Source organism: Edaphobacter paludis, from assembly GCF_039993895.1.
Taxonomy (GTDB): Bacteria; Acidobacteriota; Terriglobia; order Terriglobales; family Acidobacteriaceae; genus Edaphobacter; species Edaphobacter paludis.
In genome coordinates this window covers 2020120-2037071 of record NZ_CP121194.1, presented here as the reverse complement: position 1 = coordinate 2037071, position 16952 = coordinate 2020120, and the positions used below count along the sequence as shown (strand labels likewise).

Sequence of the window (16952 nt, the reverse complement as noted above, 5' to 3'; positions counted from 1 at the left end):
GGAATCTGCGGTTGTCTTCCTCCAGCCTGGGCCATCGGCCCAGATAATCTTCCGTCCAACGTCACCAAGGACTGAAGGCCCGATCTCTATCGCACTCAGTCAGCAACTATGATGGAACCGTGCGCGCTCATCTGGCCACTCTCGTGCACGAGTTTCGCCAGCACGCTGCCCAAACCGCGGTGGTGTCCCATCGCGGCAACCGCAGCTATCGAACCACCTATGGCGAGCTCGCCCAGCTTGCAGGCCGCTTCGCCGCAGAGCTTGAGCGCCGCAACATAGCACCCGGCGAGCGAGTCCTCCTCTGGGGCGAAAACTCCGCAGAGTGGATCGGCGTCTTCTTTGGCTGCCTGCTGCGCGGAGTCATCGTGGTCCCCCTCGACGCTGCAGGCACAAACGAATTCGCCGAGCTCGTCCTCAAAGATGTTGCCCCACGACTGCTCGCAGGCGACCAGAATCTCTTAGCCAATCTAAAAACAGACTTACCGCAGCTATATCTCTCCTGCCTGGCAGCACATCTCCCCACCACGCCCCTCTTCGCAATTAGCGACGCTGTCAACGAGAACATTCCATTCCAGATCGTCTTCACCTCCGGCACCACAGCGGAGCCAAGGGGCATCGTCCACTCCCACCGCAACGTGCTTGCAAGCCTTCAGCCCATCGAAAACGAGATGGCGAAATATAAAAAATATGAGCGCTGGGTGCATCCGCTGCGGTTCCTCCACGCTCTTCCCCTCAGCCACGTCTTCGGACAGTTCATGGGCCTTTGGACACCTGCCCTGCTGGCAGCCGAGGTGCACTTTGTAGATCAGTTCGAAGCCCGGCGCATGACCCATCTCATCCGGCGGGAACGCATCTCCGTGCTCATAGCCGTGCCGCGCATCCTGCAACTCCTGCGGGCGCACCTGCTCGGGCAGTTCCCTTCTCTCGCGGAAAGCTTGCAGCGCACAAAGGGACTCTCCATCTGGAAACGCTGGTGGCGCTTTCGGCGCATTCATCGAACCTTGGGCCTGAAGTTCTGGGCCATCATCTCAGGCGGAGCGACGCTCCCTGCCGAGCTGGAAGCCTTCTGGAACCAGTTGGGCTTCGCGCTCATCCAGGGCTACGGAATGACCGAGACCGCCGCGCTGGTAACGTTGAATCACCCCTTCCGCATCGGCCGCGGAACCATAGGGAAAGCCCTCCCGGGTCGCGAAGTCCGCATCAGCAATGAAGGCGAAATCCTGGTGCGCGGCGACATCCTCGCCTCTGCCACATGGCAGCGCGGCACAATGCGTCCCCGCGAAGGCGAGTGGCTGGCGACAGGCGATCTCGCAGCCGAGAACGAGTCCGGCGAACTCCGCTTCCTCGGCAGAAAAGGCGACCTCATCGTTACCGCCGCAGGGATGAACATCCATCCCGCCGATCTCGAAGAGGCAATCAGCAGACAGCCAGGCGTACGCGGATGCGCCGTCGTGCCCTGCGAAACGGCAAGCGGCACCGAACCCGTCGCCGTCGTGCTCTTTTCAGGAAACGAGGAAGAGTTGCAAGCGGCAGCGGTCAGCGCAAACCGCACACTGGCCGACTATCAGCAAATTCGCCGGATCCTGCGCTGGCCCGAACTGCAGTTCCCCTACACCACCACCGGAAAACTGCTCCGAAGAAAGGTAACGCAGTGGGCCTGCGATACCCTCTCGCATCAGCAGTCATCCAATCCGTCCAGCGAAGATGTCCTGATCAATTTGATCGCCGAAATCACAGGCGAATCAATCTCCGGTACAGGCGACAGCCTGCGCCTTTCAGAGGACCTGCATCTCGACAGTCTGGGCCGCGTGCAGTTGCAGTCCGAGTTGGAGCAGAGGCTCGGCCTTGAACTTCAGGACGATCGAATCGCTGGCATGGAGAGGCTGGGCGATCTACGCAAGCTGCTAAGCGAAGAGTCCAGCGCGAATCTTCTCCCGCTTTCTACTGCACAAGCCATCGAAGCGAAGACGAATGCATCGCAACCACAAATCAGTCCGTTGGAAAAACCAGCGGCAGCCCCGCCCCACCATATCTATCCACGATGGCCATGGAGTTGGCCAGTCAAAACAATCCGTATCGTCTTCATCGAGCTTGTCATGAGACCGTTGACCAGGCTGCTTGCCGCGCCACGAGTAATCCGCCTGAGGGACGATCTCCCGTCAGGTCCATTGCTCATCATCGCCAACCACGTCACCGCCTACGACGGAGCGCTGGTCCTCTACGCTCTGCCCCCAGCTCTGAGGCATCGAACGGCGATTGCCATGTCCGGCGAGATGCTGTTCGACCTCCGCCGCGGCCAGAATCAACGCAACGCTCTGCTCAACCTGCTCTCGCCAATCGGCTATTGGCTAGTCACAGCGTTCTTCAACGTCTTCCCTATGCCCCAGCTGCGCGGCTTCCAGCAAAGCTTCGAACACGCAGGCGAGGCAATGGACCAGGGCTACTCGGTTCTGGTCTTTCCCGAAGGCGCCCGCAGTCCAGATGCGAAGCTGACTCCGTTCCGCTCCGGCATCGGCCTGTTGACCCAGCAGTCGCGCGTCCCTGTGCTCCCCATCGCGCTGGCCGGTCTCGGTCAAATGAAAAAGACCGGCTGGTTCCGCTCCGGCCATCTGGAGATTCGCATCGGCACCCCGATCCTGCCGGATCAGCAAGCAACCCCGGCAGAGCTAACCGCAAAACTGGAGGCAAGCGTCCAGCAGCTTACAGCAAAGTAGCAGTTCCCGTAGAGTCGGACGCGCCTCTTGGTTGTCATTCCCGAAGGGAATCCGCAGTTGCCTTCCTCGGCACCAATGGCAAATCGGACGTGCCTCTTGGTTGTCATTCCCGAAGGGAATCCGCGGTTGCCTTCCTCCCACACCAATAGCAAATTCGATCTAAGGAACCCCTTATTCAGTCTTCGTTTTGAAAGGGCGTGGCTTCACTCATGCCGCAAGTTCCGATCGGATCATCGCCGCCTCAAACGAGTCAATATCCGGCCTGCCCGCCTTATCCTTCTGCTCGTCCTGAACGAATCCTGAACCTCTTGACACCATCGCTATAATTAATTCAGAGAATAAGTAACAGCAACCCAGTCCGGCCACCGCCGGACTTTCGCATTTAAGTCCGGACTTGCTTGCGTGGAAGTCCAGACCTAAAGTATCTACTTCGAAGACTTTAGGACCTAAGTACCAGGGGGGAGGGGGTACTTCCCTCTCTCCGCAGAAGATCAGCAAAAACCCGAAGGCACCCGGGACCGACCCGGTACACTCATTCCAAACGTTTCCCACTTGCTTCCCCTTTGCAGGAGCACCCTTTGGCTCGGTTCACCGGTCTTCTCGGACTTATTGTCTTCATCGGCATCGCCTACGTCTTCTCCACGAACCGTCGCGCTATCCGCTGGCGCACCGTAGCCTGGGGCCTCGGCCTGCAATTCCTCTTTGCCTTCCTGGTGCTCGATTCCTCTCTAGGCCAGCGTTTCCTCGCCGCCGCTGGCAACGCCGTCAACAAGCTGCTCTCATACTCCGTCGCCGGTTCGACCATGGTCTTCGGCCCACTCGGCGGCAACAACGCCGCCGTCGCCGTCTTCGCCTTCCGCGTCCTGCCCACGATCATCTTCATCTCAGCCTTCTTCGCCGTCCTCTACTACATCGGCTTCATGCAGCTTGTCATCCGCGCCTTCGCCTGGGTCATGCAAAAGACGATGGGCATCTCTGGAGCCGAATCCACCAACGTCGCCGCCAGCATCTTCATGGGTCAAACCGAAGCCCCGCTCACGATCCGTCCCTTCCTCAACGGAGCCACTTACTCCGAACTGATGACCATCATGACTTCAGGTATGGCTCACGTCTCCGGCGGAATCATGGCGGCCTACATCGCCTACGGCATCCACGCCTCCGACCTCCTCGCCGCCGTCATCATGACCGCGCCCGGCACCATCCTCATCTCCAAGATGCTCGTCCCCGAGACCGAAGTCCCCGCCACCGCAGGCATCGTCAAGATGCCCCCAACCGAAGAGCACAGCAACGAAAACTTCCTCGGAGCCATCACCCGCGGCACCATCGACGGCGGCTCGCTCGCCTTCAACGTCGCCATCATGCTCATCAGCTTCCTCGCGCTCGTCAGCCTCGCCAACGGCATCTTTGGCGGAGTTCACAACCTCCTCGCCCCGCACCACATTCCCTTCCCATCGAGCCTCAACGCCATCCTCGGCTTCTTCTTCGCTCCCGTCGCGTGGCTCATCGGTATTCCCTGGCGCGAGGCCAAACTCGTCGGCAACCTCCTCGGCACGCGCACCATCCTCAACGAACTGATCGCCTACACCAATCTCGGAGCACAGAAAGCGCTCATCTCTCCCCGCAGCTTCACCATTACCACCTTCGCGCTCTGTGGCTTTGCCAACCTCAGTTCTATCGGTATCCAGATCGGCGGCATCGGCGCTCTCATCCCCGAGCGCCGCAACGACCTCGCCCGCCTCGGCTTCCGCGCCATGGTTGCTGGAACCCTGGCCAACCTCATGTCCGCCGCCATCGTCTCCATGCTCATCAAATAGACTTCCTACATCACCCCATGACTGACCAATACACCCAAGCCACCGCCACCGCCGATTCTATCCGCGCCCTGACCCCAATCGCCCCGCGCCTCGGCATCATCCTCGGTTCAGGCCTCGGCAACTTTGCCTCGCAGGTCGAGAACGCAGTCATCGTCCCCTACTCCGACATACCCTACTTCCCTCATTCCACCGTTGAAGGCCACTCCGGCAAGCTGGTCCTCGGCCACGTCGCCGGAGTCCCCGTGGCCGTCATGCAGGGCCGCGTCCACGCCTACGAGGGTTATCCCCTCTCCGAAGTCACCTTCCCCACACGAGTTCTCGGCCTCCTCGGCTGCAAATCCCTCATCGTCACCAACGCCGCCGGAGCCATCAACACCAAATACAAACAGGGCGACCTCGTAGTCATCTCCGACCACATCAACCTCACCGGCTCCAACGCTGCGCTCGGTCCCAACGACCCAAAGTTCGGGCCGCGCTTCTTCGACATGACTACGGCTTACTCTGCGAAACTCCGCGCGCTCGCCCATGCCGAAGCCGCGAAGCAGAAGATTGCCTTAGCCGAAGGCGTCTACCTCGCCGTCCTCGGCCCCAGCTACGAGACTCCCGCCGAAATCCGCGCCTTTCGCATCCTCGGTGCCGACCTCGTCGGTATGTCCACCGTGCATGAAGTCATCGTCGCCCGCCACATGGGCATTGAAGTTCTCGGCCTCTCCCTCGTCACCAATATGGCTGCCGGGGTTCTCAACGAAGCCATCAACCACGAAGAGGTTATGGAGACAGGCCGCCGCGTCGAACATCAGTTCACCAGCCTGCTAACCGCCCTCATTCCCCAGATTGACATCACACCATAGCGCCGACCTCCGGATAGCAGGCCATCCCAGCATGGAGCAACGCTCAGGAACTCTGACTGGTCCAATCTTGAGCGGTGGCCAATCTTTCCTCAACTCTCGAGCTTCCCAGTGCCGCGACCGCAGCCTGTGCCTCCATGGCCGCCGCCTTGCGATCCGCCCCATCGCTCGAAAACTTAATCGGCCTCTCCGCAAACCGTACCTCCGCCCGCAGGCCGCGCAGCCCCAGCAGTTTGAAGATATGTGGCAGCATCTTCGCATCACCCCAGTAGCAGACATCATCCGCCACCGTTGCCTGATTCCCCGCTCCCAGGCTGTACTGTATATACGCGGCCGTAATTGACATCCCGCTCCCCATCGCCTGCGCCAGCAGACCGCTGTGAAACTTCAGCAGCCCACTCCCATTCGTGGTCGTTCCTTCAGGAAAGAACACCACCGGCAATCCCGCATCTGCGGCGGCCTGCATTCCACTCCGCGCCTTCGCCGCCGATCCGCCATGCCCACGGGCGACATAAACGGTTCCCGCCATTGTCGTCATCCAGCCCAGCATCGGAACCGTCTGGAGCTCCGCCTTCGATACAAAGACACAAGGATGCAGCGCCGCAAACACCACAATATCCAGATAGCTGAGATGGTTCGAGATCACCGCGCCTCGCTCTGGAAACGTCCCCGTCACATCGACCTCAATCTCCAACCCTCGAATCGCCCGCGCCGCAAACCGGTGCAGCCAGTCCGCCCTGGCCTCCCGCGTCGCCGGTCTCTTCACCAACAGCTCCGTCCCCGCCACCGCAAACATCCCCGCTAAACGAATACTTCGTCCCAACGACCGGAAAAAGCTCACCAGACCCAACCCTCGCCTCTCACAAAACGGCACAGACCTTGTTGCGCAGTCTATCCTGTTAATGAGTGAACCTGAAAAAAGCGAAATCCAGCAGCGCCGCCAAGGGCACGTCACCGCTCCACCATAACTGGGCCTATCGTCGAGTCGCCCTTCCTATCTTTGCGCTCCTACGCATGGGAGCATCCCCGCAAAAGTTGGCGTGGAGCATCGCCGTCGGACTTCTCATTGGTATCAACCCGATTATCGGCAGTACCACTCTCTTCTGCCTCGCCGCGGCCTTCCTTTTGCGCCTCAACGTAGCCGCCTCGCAACTGGCCAACCATCTCGTCTATCCATTCGAACTTCTACTGGTGATTCCATTCATCCGCTTCGGCGACGTCGTCTTCCACACTGCGCCGATGCCCTTCTCAGCCAGATCGCTGATCCACGCCGCCCGCACCAGCCCCATCGCCCTCACCCGCCAGCTCTGGCGATGGGAGTGGCACGCCTTCACCCTTTGGCTGGGTCTGGCCATCGTGCTCGTGCCCATCATCGCCCTGTCCATCACCCCCTTCCTTCGCCGTCTTCTCCTCCGCATCGAGCATCATGAATACCCCATCATCCATCCGCCCCATCTCTCGCTCGAACGCGCCGACCCATAGCCTGTCGTTCACCACGTCCCAGAGCATCGTCATCCTTCGAAAACTACCCGCGAAACTCCTGCACCGGATCCGCACTCCTTAGCCAAGCCGTATAAATCAGGTCTCGCAGCTCGATCGCGCCCGCCGCCAGCCGCTCCTCCGCAAACGCCTTCCCCACCGGAGTTCCCGCCCCATCGAATCCCGCCGCCTTGTCGATCTGATACGTCTTCTCCACCAGTGAGTGCGTATGCCGCAGGTACATCAGATAGTCGTCCCACTCATCCGTCAGCACCTTCGTTCGCACCGCCGCCACCAGCGGAGCTACATCGCTAACCCTCACATTCGCCGAAACAAACGCGCTTTCGAATTTTGAGTGGATATGGCGCTCCGTCGTATAGCCATTCGGGTTCGGTCCCGTCCACCCGTTGTACTGAATCGTCGTATGCAGCGGCATCGAGCCATCGCCGACATAGTGCCCCAGCCACGCCGAATAATAAACAATCGCCAGCTCGACAGGTTTTGTATCCTCATTGGCAGCAATAAGCTCCCGGTACTCTCTAAACCCAACCTTGAGCCGTTGATAGATCTCTTCCACCTGCCACGGCTGCATCCCCACCTTCTCAGGGGTCAGCGGAATCGTCGGATGCGCCGACTGCACCTTCGCCAGGTCGCGGATAAAGTCATACCGTCTCCGCGGCAGCGTGCCCACCATGTCTGCGCGTTCCAGATCGATAAAGTGGTCAGGAGCCTGCTCCGACTCCAGTTCACTCTCCGCCTGGTTGCGCCACCGGTCCGGCTCCAGCCCCAAATAAGCCATCGCAGAGAGTGCCTCTCCATCCCGTACAAACACCGGAACATCGTGTGGCAGGTTGGCCGCCGCCAGCCGATTAATAATCTTGTGCCCATCGGACCCCCACCCAAACGAAGGCTGCACCGTCATCAAAGGCACCATCGCCGCCGCCATCACAAACCGCGCCCCACTACCAATCTTCATCAGCGCAGTATATCCGGCAGCGAGAAATCTACGAGCCCCGTTGAATGCGAAGGTGGCACCCCGACTAAATTCCATCGACTCAGGCGCGAAGCTTTCGTAATCGCGCTATGCTATAGGCGATGCGCGCTTTGCTGCTTATCTTTGCTCTCTTCTCCTGTATGGCAGTTGCGCAGGAGCCGAATGCCGACCCGCTTCTCAAGGCCGCAATCGACGCCCAGCAACGCGGCGACTTTCCGGAGGCCATTCGCGACTACCATCGCTTTCTGGCGAAGCATCCCGGCGCGGTCGAAGCAGAGGTCAACCTTGGCGCGGCGTTGGCCCATGAAGGCCAGTTCGACGAGGCGATTGCGGTGTACCGGGCCGCGCTCCCCTCGATCCAGGATCAGCAGGATAAGAATGCCGTCGTGCTCAACCTTGCCCTCGCCTATTACAAGAAGGCCGACTGGCAAAATGCGCATACGCAATTTCAGACGCTACACAATGCACGACCGGATGATGCCCGCATCGCGCTTCTGCTGGGAGACTGCGACCTGCATCTTGGAAAACCGGCGGACGCGATGGCTTTGTTGATGCCACTCGAAGCGGCGAACGCTGAGAACCCTGACTTCGACTTCGTGCTGGCATCCGCATTGATCAAAAGCAATAAGCTGCGTGATGGCGCGCTGCTCATGGAAAAGTCCGCCGATCTGGGCAACAGCGCGGATGCCTACATGATCGCCGGGTCGACCCAACTGCAACTCAACGAATTCGCAAAGGCGCGCCACGATCTCGACACCGCACTTCGGCTGAATCCCAGCCTGCCCGGCATTAATACACTGGCCGGAAAGGCCAGAGACCTGGATGGCGATGCGGAGGCGGCTGAGCCCGCCTTTCAGGAAGCCGTCAAACTCAACCCCAATGATTTCGACGCCAACCTCTACCTGGGAGCGATCCTTTACAAGCAACGTCATCTGCCCGAAGCCAAGATCTATCTGGACCGGGCGCTTCAACTCAATCCATCGTCCTCCATGGCGCGCTACGAAGTTGCCATGCTGGAGAGTGCCACGGGACAAGAGGACGATGCTGCTCAGAAGCTCGAAAAGCTTATTCAAGATGATCCGGACTGGCTGGAACCGCATGTGGAACTCGCGGCACTTTACTATCGGCTGCATCGTCCTGCCGATGGAGCGAGAGAGCGGAAGATCGTAGAACGCCTGACGGCTGCGCAACAAGCGAAGGGTCCGCAACAGTAGGCTGTTTCGATGGCTGCGAACCGCGCAGCCTCCTACTGCGATGGCTCGGTAACTTTCAGGATGCGATCGGCAGCGATGTCATGAAGTGTCTGAACAATTCCAGATGGCCAATGAATTTCTACTGATTCAGCACGGTTGTCCGGACCCAGGCCGAAATGTACGGGCCCGTCGCTCGACGAAGCATAGCAAACGCTGGTAGTCATGTGGTTGTACTCAGCGCCGCTTTTGGTCACCAGCTTGATGCGTGCGCCGATGCCGTCGCGATTGCTCTTTGTGCCGCGCAGTGCAATGTCGAGCCAGTGGCCGGAGTTCGCGCTTCGATTCATCCATATCTCGGCATCTTTGCCTAGTCCGGTGGCGACCACATCGACCCGCCCATCTCCATCCAGATCTCCGAAAGCACAGCCGCGATGGCGGGCAGCGGGCGAGGCGGTCAAACCTGCCTCCCCGGTCAATGCAGCCCACTTTCCGCTAGGGCCAAGGTTGCGAAACACAGTGTTGTACTGATCGATGTCCGAACCCGGGTGCGGCTGCGACGCAACCTGACCGCGCGTAACGAATAGGTCCTTCCATCCGTCATTATCAAAATCATAGAACCCGGCACCGAATCCAGACATGTTATAGCTGAGGCTGCGCATACCGCTTTCGGTGGTTACATCTCGAAAGGTGCCGTCGCGCGAACCTGCATAAAGCGGAAAGGTCTGCGTGTTCAGCGCGACGTAGGTTATGTCCGGATACCCATCGTTGTTGAAGTCACGAAAGTCCAGCCCCATGCCCGAGATAAAGTTGCCGTCTTCGGAAAGGGCAACGCCGCTCGGAAAGGCTACCTCTTCAAACTTGTTGCCCAGATTATGGAAGAGGAACTCGTAGCCGGCGTCGTTAGTCACGAAAAGATCGGGACGGCCATCGAGATCGTAGTCGGCCATGCCCACGCCCATGCCCTTGCCTACGTGCTCGGCGATGCCCCACTGCTTTGAAACATCGGTAAAAGTACCGTTGCCGTTATTCAGGAAAAGTTGGTCGGGCTGGCCTTTGTAATAACGGGGGTGACAGTAGTCGGCTACGCCTTTAAACGAGCAGAGCGGCTGCGGGCTATAAGTCCACTGCATGTAGTTGACGATGAAGAGATCCAGAAGGCCATCGTTATTCACATCGACCCAGGCGGCAGCCACCGCCCAATGCGGGCCATACTGCGGATCCACCGCGTCGCCGAGACCAGCCTTGGCAGTAATGTCGGTGAAGGTGCCGTCACCATTGTTGTGATAAAGCGTGTTGCGATGCACGCCTGCGACAAAGATATCGGGATGCCCGTCGTTATCGAAATCCCCAACCGCAACGCCGATGTCGTAACCCAATCCTTCGAGGCCCGCGGCCTTGGTCACATCGGTAAATTTTCCCTTACCGTCGTTGCGGAAGAGGCGGTTGCCGTATTTGGGCGAGTCCTTCTTAAGAGTGGCGATATTGGCGCCGTTGGTGAAGAAGATGTCCGGACGCCCATCTCCGTTGTAGTCGAAGATGGCCACGCCGCCCGCCATCGCTTCGGGCGCGTTCTTTGCTGGCGTCTCATCGTTTTCCAGACGGAAAGGAATCTTCTGTAGATCGAATTGGATCGGTGCGGCCTTCGACTGGCCCTTGAGCGGAAGGCTGAAGGCCAGAGCCTGCAGCAGGCTAAGACAAAACAAGCTTCGAATTAGTTTTGAGAAAACCATTCTCTCCAAAAAAGGGAGCGGCGTGAACCGCTCCCTCAAGATGGTAATGGAAAGCATGGACTAGAAGTAGAACTTCGCCGCCAGTGTCACAAACCTGGAGCCTGTTTTGAATCGAGGCGTTCCCGTGGTTTGAGTGTTCGTGTTTGTGGGTGACAGAGAGGTGACTTTGATCGGATTGCCGTTCGAGTCGACGCAGCCTCCACAGGTGGCATTGGTGGTTTGAGTGAAGTTGAGAGATATATCGCTGTTATTGGCCAGCCCAAACTGTGGATTGGGATGGTTAAGCCAATTGGTTGCGGAGACCCGGAACTGGATGTATCTGGCTTCCGTAAAGTGGAAGTTTTTGTAGATGCCCAGATCGCTGTTCCAGTAGTTTGGGTTCCTCATGTAAGGAAGGTTGGTCGGTCCCTGCTGTCCATACGCTGGAGTAGTAAAGCAATTGGGGTTGAACCTCTGCCCACTCTTCAGACCTTTGAGCGGATCGCAGGTCAGCGCTGGAATCAGCACGTTATAGGCATTGGAGCCAAACCAGACCGAGGGGTTGACCGCGGTCGCGCGAAGTCCATTGGGCATCAGAATACTATTGTCAGGCAGGTTCGGGTGCTGAACGGTGGGAACGGTCAGGCCGCCGGGGTAGGTCGCCTGCATGCCACCTCCTATACTTGGCTGAATCGGTGCTCCACTCTGAAACGCGGTATAGCCGGAAAGTTGCCAGCCGTTCACCGCGCCGCCAAGGAGATGCATGCCAAGTCCCTCGCCATGAATAGAGGGCAGCGTCCAGTTATACGTAAGGTTCAGGATGTGGGTGTGGTCATAGGCGAGCGGCCCGTAGTTGTTGCGAAGCACGAACGGATCGACTCCGGAACCGTTACCCGGACCATTGTTGGATCCTCCATCGCGGATGCCAAGTACTTTAGAGAACGTGTAATTGGTAGCGAAGGTTACAGGACCCGTCTGCTTCTGGAATGACACCTGCAGCGAGTTGTACTTCGAGTACGGGGCATGAGTCAGTAGATAGATGTTCTGATAGGACTGGTACGGGCGATAGTGGTTGACCGTATAAGTTGCCGTATAGGCTGCGGGATCGTTCTGGCAGTACAGCGACCAGTCGGTGGCACCGCCGCCGGGGCACGAAGGAGCATTCGGTGAAACATACTGGCCAAGGACCGGGTCTTTCTGGAAGAGGCCGCCAGGAGCAACGTTGTTCAGGTTGAAAAGATTGCTGTTCGATCCATCCATATATTCATTCGCGCTTCTGTTGCCCACATACGAAGCTTCAAGTACCGAGCGCCATGGCAGCGCCTGGGAGATCGTTAGGTTCCAGTCGTTGGTGAACGGAGCACGAGTGTCGCCTTGCTGCATTGCATGGATATCCGATCCGTTTTGCGAAACGGAGGAGGGAGGAGTAAAAGACGTTACATTCGCGTATCCCGTGAACGGGGTTGGAGTGGTGTATTCAAATGAACCGAGCGGGCCGCTTTGGGCACTCGCCGTCTCGCTGGTTGCTTGGTAGCGGTACACGGCGAAGCCACCGCGAACTACCGTCCGCCCATTGCCGAAGACGTCATAGGCCAATCCGATGCGCGGCGCCAGATAGAACAACGGCGTCTGGAAGCCTGAGGTCGGAATGGATGGGTCGATGGCATGCCAGAGCAAACCAGGATTGGTTGCTAGGGGATTTTTGTAATAGTCGGCTGCATTGAATACCTGGAAACCAGGACCCGCACCGATCGTGGTCCATTGGCCGATGTGATCGAACCGAACACCGTAGTTCAGCGTCAATCGCTTGCTGGCTTTCCAGGAGTCCTGCGCGTAGACCGATACCTGGTGATAGTGCGTATTGGTAGGAACATCTTTATTTTGCTGTTGGTAACTGTAGACCCTGCCCAGCATCATGTCGGCGACCAGGTTATTGGTCGAGTTCTGACCGTAGGTCTGAAAGTTATAGTTGCCATTGTCCGGCGCGGTGCTGTTCTGACTGTTACGGCTATCGTCCCAATAGAAGCCGACCTTGAAGCTGTGATTGCCAAAGATCTTGGTGAGGTTGTCGTAGATGGCAGGCACTTGCTTGACGCCGCCAAAAGAGCCGGGCGACATCGGGTAATAGTTGATGCTCGCAAGCGACTCATTACAGCAGTTATCCGGCAGAAAGTTTGGAATCTGGTCGGTGGTATTTCCGAAGAGGCCAGGGACGTTGAAGTTATTTGTCTTGCGCGAAACCGCCGACGGATTCGCCAGCTTATAGGGGTTGACGAAGTGTGACCAGGTGAAGACAGTCTCGTTCGTCGTGGTGGGGTTGAAGACGTGGGTCAGGTTCGTCAAAACGACGTAAGTTACCGTGCTGGAGGCACCGGGGCTGGGGTAAGGCAGCGTACTGGGGACTGCCCACCAGACGGAGATGGGAGCCAGATCGCTTTCTTTCTGACGGGTATACGAGCCGGTAAGTTTGGTGTTGTCGCTGATTGCATAGTCGAGCTTACCCGTCGCTTCCCACCGGTTCTGAGGCGAGGTATTGACATAGTGGTAATTGCTGTAGCCGTTCGCCGCGCTCGGCGTCTGGTTGGTCGCCGGATAAAGCTTCAGGATGCCCGAAATGCTGGGGTCGATATCCGAGGTGGGAAACGAGGTTGCTGTGCCACCCGCAGGCGTGTTCTTCGACAACTGGTTATAGAAATTGGGCCACGCAGAGATCGCGGCGGCGGGAATGCCCGCGTTGCTGAAGTCTCCCGAAAGCTGCGCTGCGTTGGGGACGTTGTAGTTAATGATGGAGCCGGCAGGCTGCTGCTTCATGTATTCGTAACCGCCCCAGAAAAACAGCTTGTTCCGGGTGCGATTGAAATTGAGATGGGGAATCAGTACCGGGCCGCCGACATTGCCGCCCATGTAGTAGTAGCTCTCAGCTTTGTTGTTGCCACCCTGGCTCTTGGTGTAAGCATCGACCGAGTTCAGTACCGAGTTGTGGGTATAAAGGTAAGCCTCGCCGTGGAACTGTTGACCGCCGCTCTTGCTGAACGCCTGGAAAATTACCGGACCTTTTGCATATTCCGCGCCATAGTTCGACATCAACACCTTAATATTGGAAACCATGTCGGGGTTGATGTTGGCGATCTGAGTGCCAAAGTTGCCGGGATCGACCAGGTTCGCGCCGTCGAGCATGTAAGCCATGGTGCCGTTCGGCTGCGTGCCGTTGGAGGAGTACGCGCCAACCGGGCCGTTATTGGAGCCCACAACTTTGTCGTTGAAGCTTGAACCGGCACTGCCGCCGTGATTGAGCGCCATGCCCGGCATGACCTTGATCAACTCCCCGGCGTCACGGCCTGCCAGTGGGAAATCGTTAATCATCTTCTCGTTCAACGAGGTGCTGATCTCGGCGGTATCGGTCGGAACAACCACATCCGCAGCCGAGACAACCACCTCCGTGGTGCTGCTGCCCACTGCGAGCTTAATGTTCGGAACGTTGCGGGAGTCGCCCTGGTTCATCACGATTCCGCTTTCTTTCCAGCTATTGAAGCCCTTGGCGGAGACCGTAATGGAATAGTTGGCTGGCTGAACGGCCGTGATGACGAAATGCCCCGTACTGTCAGCGGTCGTGGTTCGCTGGTCTCCGCTGGCCTGATTTTTCAACACAACGGAAGAACCAGGGATGACGGCGCCTGTCTGGTCATAGACCGTGCCGCTCAGTGTGCCGGTCAACTGCTGCGCGAGCGCCGGTGAAGCAACGAGCACCAGTAGAGCAAACAACAAGATACCGGTCATACGCTGCACAAAACACGGTTTCGGCGAGTTCGCCGAAGCCTGAGAAAGCAATTCGAGTTTCATCATGGCCTCTCCAAGAAAAGAAACGTTTACCTTTACGAATCAATGCGATATCAGTGCGTTCGCATCATAGACGTTTAGTTGCTTGCTAAACCGTTTATATACTGCAGAAAGTATTGATACTCCCTATCGAGCGTTCCTGTCAACGACAAACACTTACGTAGCATTTACCTCATCGAGGATTAGGCGTACTAATTCCGTGAACCGGTAGGCCTATCGCAGGGGGTGCCTCTATAGGCTATTGAGCCTACTGAGATCGACAAAAAAAAAAGCTATGAAAGCTCTTTCTGTCTCGGTCTTCACCAGCATCGGCTTAGCTTTCAAGGGAAATCGCTTGCTGTCCCGAAAGAAAAGAAGTCCAGAGTCTGGCGAGTAACGCCACGATCTACACCACCAGTCGTCAAAGACGCGAGGTCGACACATTCAGATCAGGCAAGTATTTCGGCTTCGTCCTTCTCCGAACTCACCGCATCAGGCAGTTTGTGGGAGGGAACGAGAAGATCTTCCTTACGCATGACCAGGTTGGTCGCATTAAGGCTCGCAAGTTCGAAGCCGTGGCCATGGGTAATGGCGTCGGTCGGGCAGGCCTCGACGCAGTAGCCGCAGAAGATGCAGCGGTTGTAGTCGATGTTGTAGACCTTGGCGTAACGCTCGGCTGAGGAGATACGGGTCTCTTCCGTGTTCTCCGCTGCTTCTATATAGATACAGTTCGACGGGCAGGCAGCGGCGCAAAGGAAGCAGGCAACACACTTTTCCAAGCCGTTTTCGTCGCGCTGAAGCTGGTGCTTCCCACGGAAGCGCTCCTGAAATTTAGCCCCTCGCATGGGCCCCTTGCCGTCGGGATAGTTCTCGACTTCGGTCGGCTGGAACATCTCCTTGAGGGTGATGCTCATTCCCTTGGCTATGGCTGCGGCGGCGCTTACTTTGGACATGGAATAAGTATAACTTGTGTCGGAGAGAGTTGATGAAGACCTTCGCCTGACAGGGTAGGATGGGAAATAAGATCAAAGATTCTGCTGGTGCCGGGGATTAGGGGATCATCATGGATTTTGAGCAACTGAAGACCTTTATTGAGGTTCAGCGCCAGAAGAGTTTCTCAAAAGCCGCTGAAAAATTGCGGATTACGCAGCCCGCGGTCTCGGCGCAGATACGCTCTCTGGAGCGCGAGATTGGTGAGACGCTGTTCGACCGGAAGGGCGGCAAGGTCACCTTTACCGCCGCTGGCCGCGTCTTCGAGCCGTTTGCCGAACACGCTCTCGACTGCCAGCGGCACATGATGATGATGGTTGCCGAGCAGCTTCGATCCCCCCGCGGAGAAGTCGGCATCAGCGCGCAGGAGTCGACCAGCCTCTATGTCCTGCCGGACGTCTTCGTGGAGTTCAAGAAATATTATCCGAAGGTGGCGCTGAAGATCATTCGCTCGGAGAGAGCACGTACCCTCGAGTTACTGGCAAACCGGGAGATTGATTTTGGAGTTGTCTCTCTTCCCGTAAAGGACGCGCGCTTTGCGGTCGAGACCATTCATCGTGATGAGTTGGTGCTTACAGTTCCGACCGACCATCCCCTGCGTTCCATCAAAGACGCCGGGGTAAAAGATATTGTGAAGTATCCGTTTCTTCTGCCGAAGCAGGGACGGCAGCGTGAGCTGATTCTCAACATCTTCGGGATGCAGGATGTTCAGCCGAAGACCGTGATGGAGGTGGAGAGCGGCGAGCTGATGAAGCGATTTATCCTCTCGGGCCTCGGAATTGGGTTCCTGCCCAGCGCCAATATTGCGGACGAGATCAAGCGCGGTACTTTGGAGATCGTAAAGCTGGAATCCCTGCGCCTGTCGCGGGATCTCGGAATTGTCTACCTCAAGGAAAAATCAATGACCCGAGCAACGAAGGCCTTTCTGGAGATCGCAACCCGTGATGTCGGAGGGCCAGGTTCTTCAGGACTTCCGGCCTAGTAGCTGGAACAAACAGAAACAGCCCGCTGAGTCGATAAACTCAGCGGGCTGTTTTGTTGTACCGATGTTTTCTATAAAGCGCGTTCGCCACGTTCCTGGTTTCTTATCCGAATGGCATCTTCCGCCTTGTAGAGGAAGATCTTTCCATCGCCTATCTCGCCGGTGGCGCCATGTTTGATAATGGCTTCAATAATGGGTTCGACGCGAGCGTCTGCAACCACGATCTCCACCCTCAGTTTAGGAATCAGACTGACTTCATACTCTCGTCCCCGATAGGTCTCGGTGTGACCCTTCTGCCTGCCGTGTCCGCGAACCTCGCCAACCGTCATGCCCTCCACGCCGAGCTCTGAGAGCGCTTCCTTAATCGCATCAAATCGATTTGGTCTTACAATCGCTTCTATTTTTGTCATGCT

At 57.6% G+C, this 16952-nt stretch carries 12 protein-coding genes; 6 read left to right on the top strand and 6 right to left on the bottom strand.

Translation table 11 applies throughout. From position 1 onward, the window contains the following. Positions 1-119: 119 nt before the first annotated feature. The 3 genes from P4G45_RS08330 (at position 120) to P4G45_RS08320 (ending at position 5379) form a co-directional block, all read left to right on the top strand. The gene (locus P4G45_RS08330; RefSeq protein ID WP_348266017.1) at positions 120-2714 is read left to right on the top strand and encodes an AMP-binding protein; all 2595 of its coding nucleotides are present in this window, start codon (positions 120-122) and stop codon (positions 2712-2714) included. Positions 2715-3292: 578 nt separating this feature from the next. Next, the gene (locus P4G45_RS08325) at positions 3293-4528 is read left to right on the top strand and encodes a nucleoside transporter C-terminal domain-containing protein (protein WP_348266016.1); all 1236 of its coding nucleotides are present in this window, start codon (positions 3293-3295) and stop codon (positions 4526-4528) included. Positions 4529-4545: 17 nt separating this feature from the next. Next, on the top strand, positions 4546-5379 hold the full coding sequence (locus P4G45_RS08320; protein ID WP_348266015.1) for a purine-nucleoside phosphorylase: 834 nt from the start codon (positions 4546-4548) through the stop codon (positions 5377-5379). A 43-nt stretch (positions 5380-5422) separates the two neighbouring features. Here P4G45_RS08320 and P4G45_RS08315 read toward each other — a convergent pair whose 3' ends face one another. Next, positions 5423-6217 (bottom strand): lysophospholipid acyltransferase family protein, encoded by a 795-nt coding sequence (locus P4G45_RS08315; RefSeq protein ID WP_348266014.1) that lies wholly within the window; start codon positions 6215-6217, stop codon positions 5423-5425. Positions 6218-6282: 65 nt separating this feature from the next. On the opposite strand from P4G45_RS08315, the gene P4G45_RS08310 reads away from it, so the two are divergent. Beyond that, complete coding sequence (locus P4G45_RS08310) at positions 6283-6858, top strand: DUF2062 domain-containing protein (protein ID WP_348266013.1); 576 nt, start codon at positions 6283-6285, stop codon at positions 6856-6858. A 43-nt stretch (positions 6859-6901) separates the two neighbouring features. Here the strand turns inward: P4G45_RS08310 and P4G45_RS08305 are convergent, their stop codons facing one another. Continuing rightward, positions 6902-7906 (bottom strand): nuclease, encoded by a 1005-nt coding sequence (locus tag P4G45_RS08305; RefSeq protein WP_348266012.1) that lies wholly within the window; start codon positions 7904-7906, stop codon positions 6902-6904. Positions 7907-7950: 44 nt separating this feature from the next. Here P4G45_RS08305 and P4G45_RS08300 point away from each other — a divergent pair, with 44 nt between their 5' ends. Next, entirely contained in the window at positions 7951-9063 is a 1113-nt protein-coding gene (locus P4G45_RS08300) for a tetratricopeptide repeat protein (protein WP_348266011.1), read from the top strand. Between the two features lie 32 nt (positions 9064-9095). Here P4G45_RS08300 and P4G45_RS08295 read toward each other — a convergent pair whose 3' ends face one another. From P4G45_RS08295 to nuoI, 3 genes are all read right to left on the bottom strand, one after another. Continuing rightward, entirely contained in the window at positions 9096-10772 is a 1677-nt protein-coding gene (locus P4G45_RS08295) for a CRTAC1 family protein (protein WP_348266010.1), read from the bottom strand. Positions 10773-10832: 60 nt separating this feature from the next. After that, entirely contained in the window at positions 10833-14594 is a 3762-nt protein-coding gene (locus tag P4G45_RS08290; protein WP_348266009.1) for a carboxypeptidase regulatory-like domain-containing protein, read from the bottom strand. A 422-nt stretch (positions 14595-15016) separates the two neighbouring features. Continuing rightward, a complete protein-coding gene (gene nuoI / locus P4G45_RS08285) occupies positions 15017-15520 on the bottom strand; it encodes an NADH-quinone oxidoreductase subunit NuoI (RefSeq protein ID WP_348266008.1) in 504 nt (167 codons plus the stop codon). Between the two features lie 110 nt (positions 15521-15630). Here nuoI and P4G45_RS08280 point away from each other — a divergent pair, with 110 nt between their 5' ends. Beyond that, positions 15631-16539: a LysR family transcriptional regulator gene (locus P4G45_RS08280; protein ID WP_348266007.1), complete on the top strand. Its 909-nt coding sequence runs from the start codon at positions 15631-15633 to the stop codon at positions 16537-16539. A 71-nt stretch (positions 16540-16610) separates the two neighbouring features. On the opposite strand, the gene P4G45_RS08275 is transcribed toward P4G45_RS08280, so the two are convergent. After that, positions 16611-16949: a P-II family nitrogen regulator gene (locus tag P4G45_RS08275; RefSeq protein WP_348266006.1), complete on the bottom strand. Its 339-nt coding sequence runs from the start codon at positions 16947-16949 to the stop codon at positions 16611-16613. Between the last annotated feature and the right edge of the window lie 3 nt (positions 16950-16952).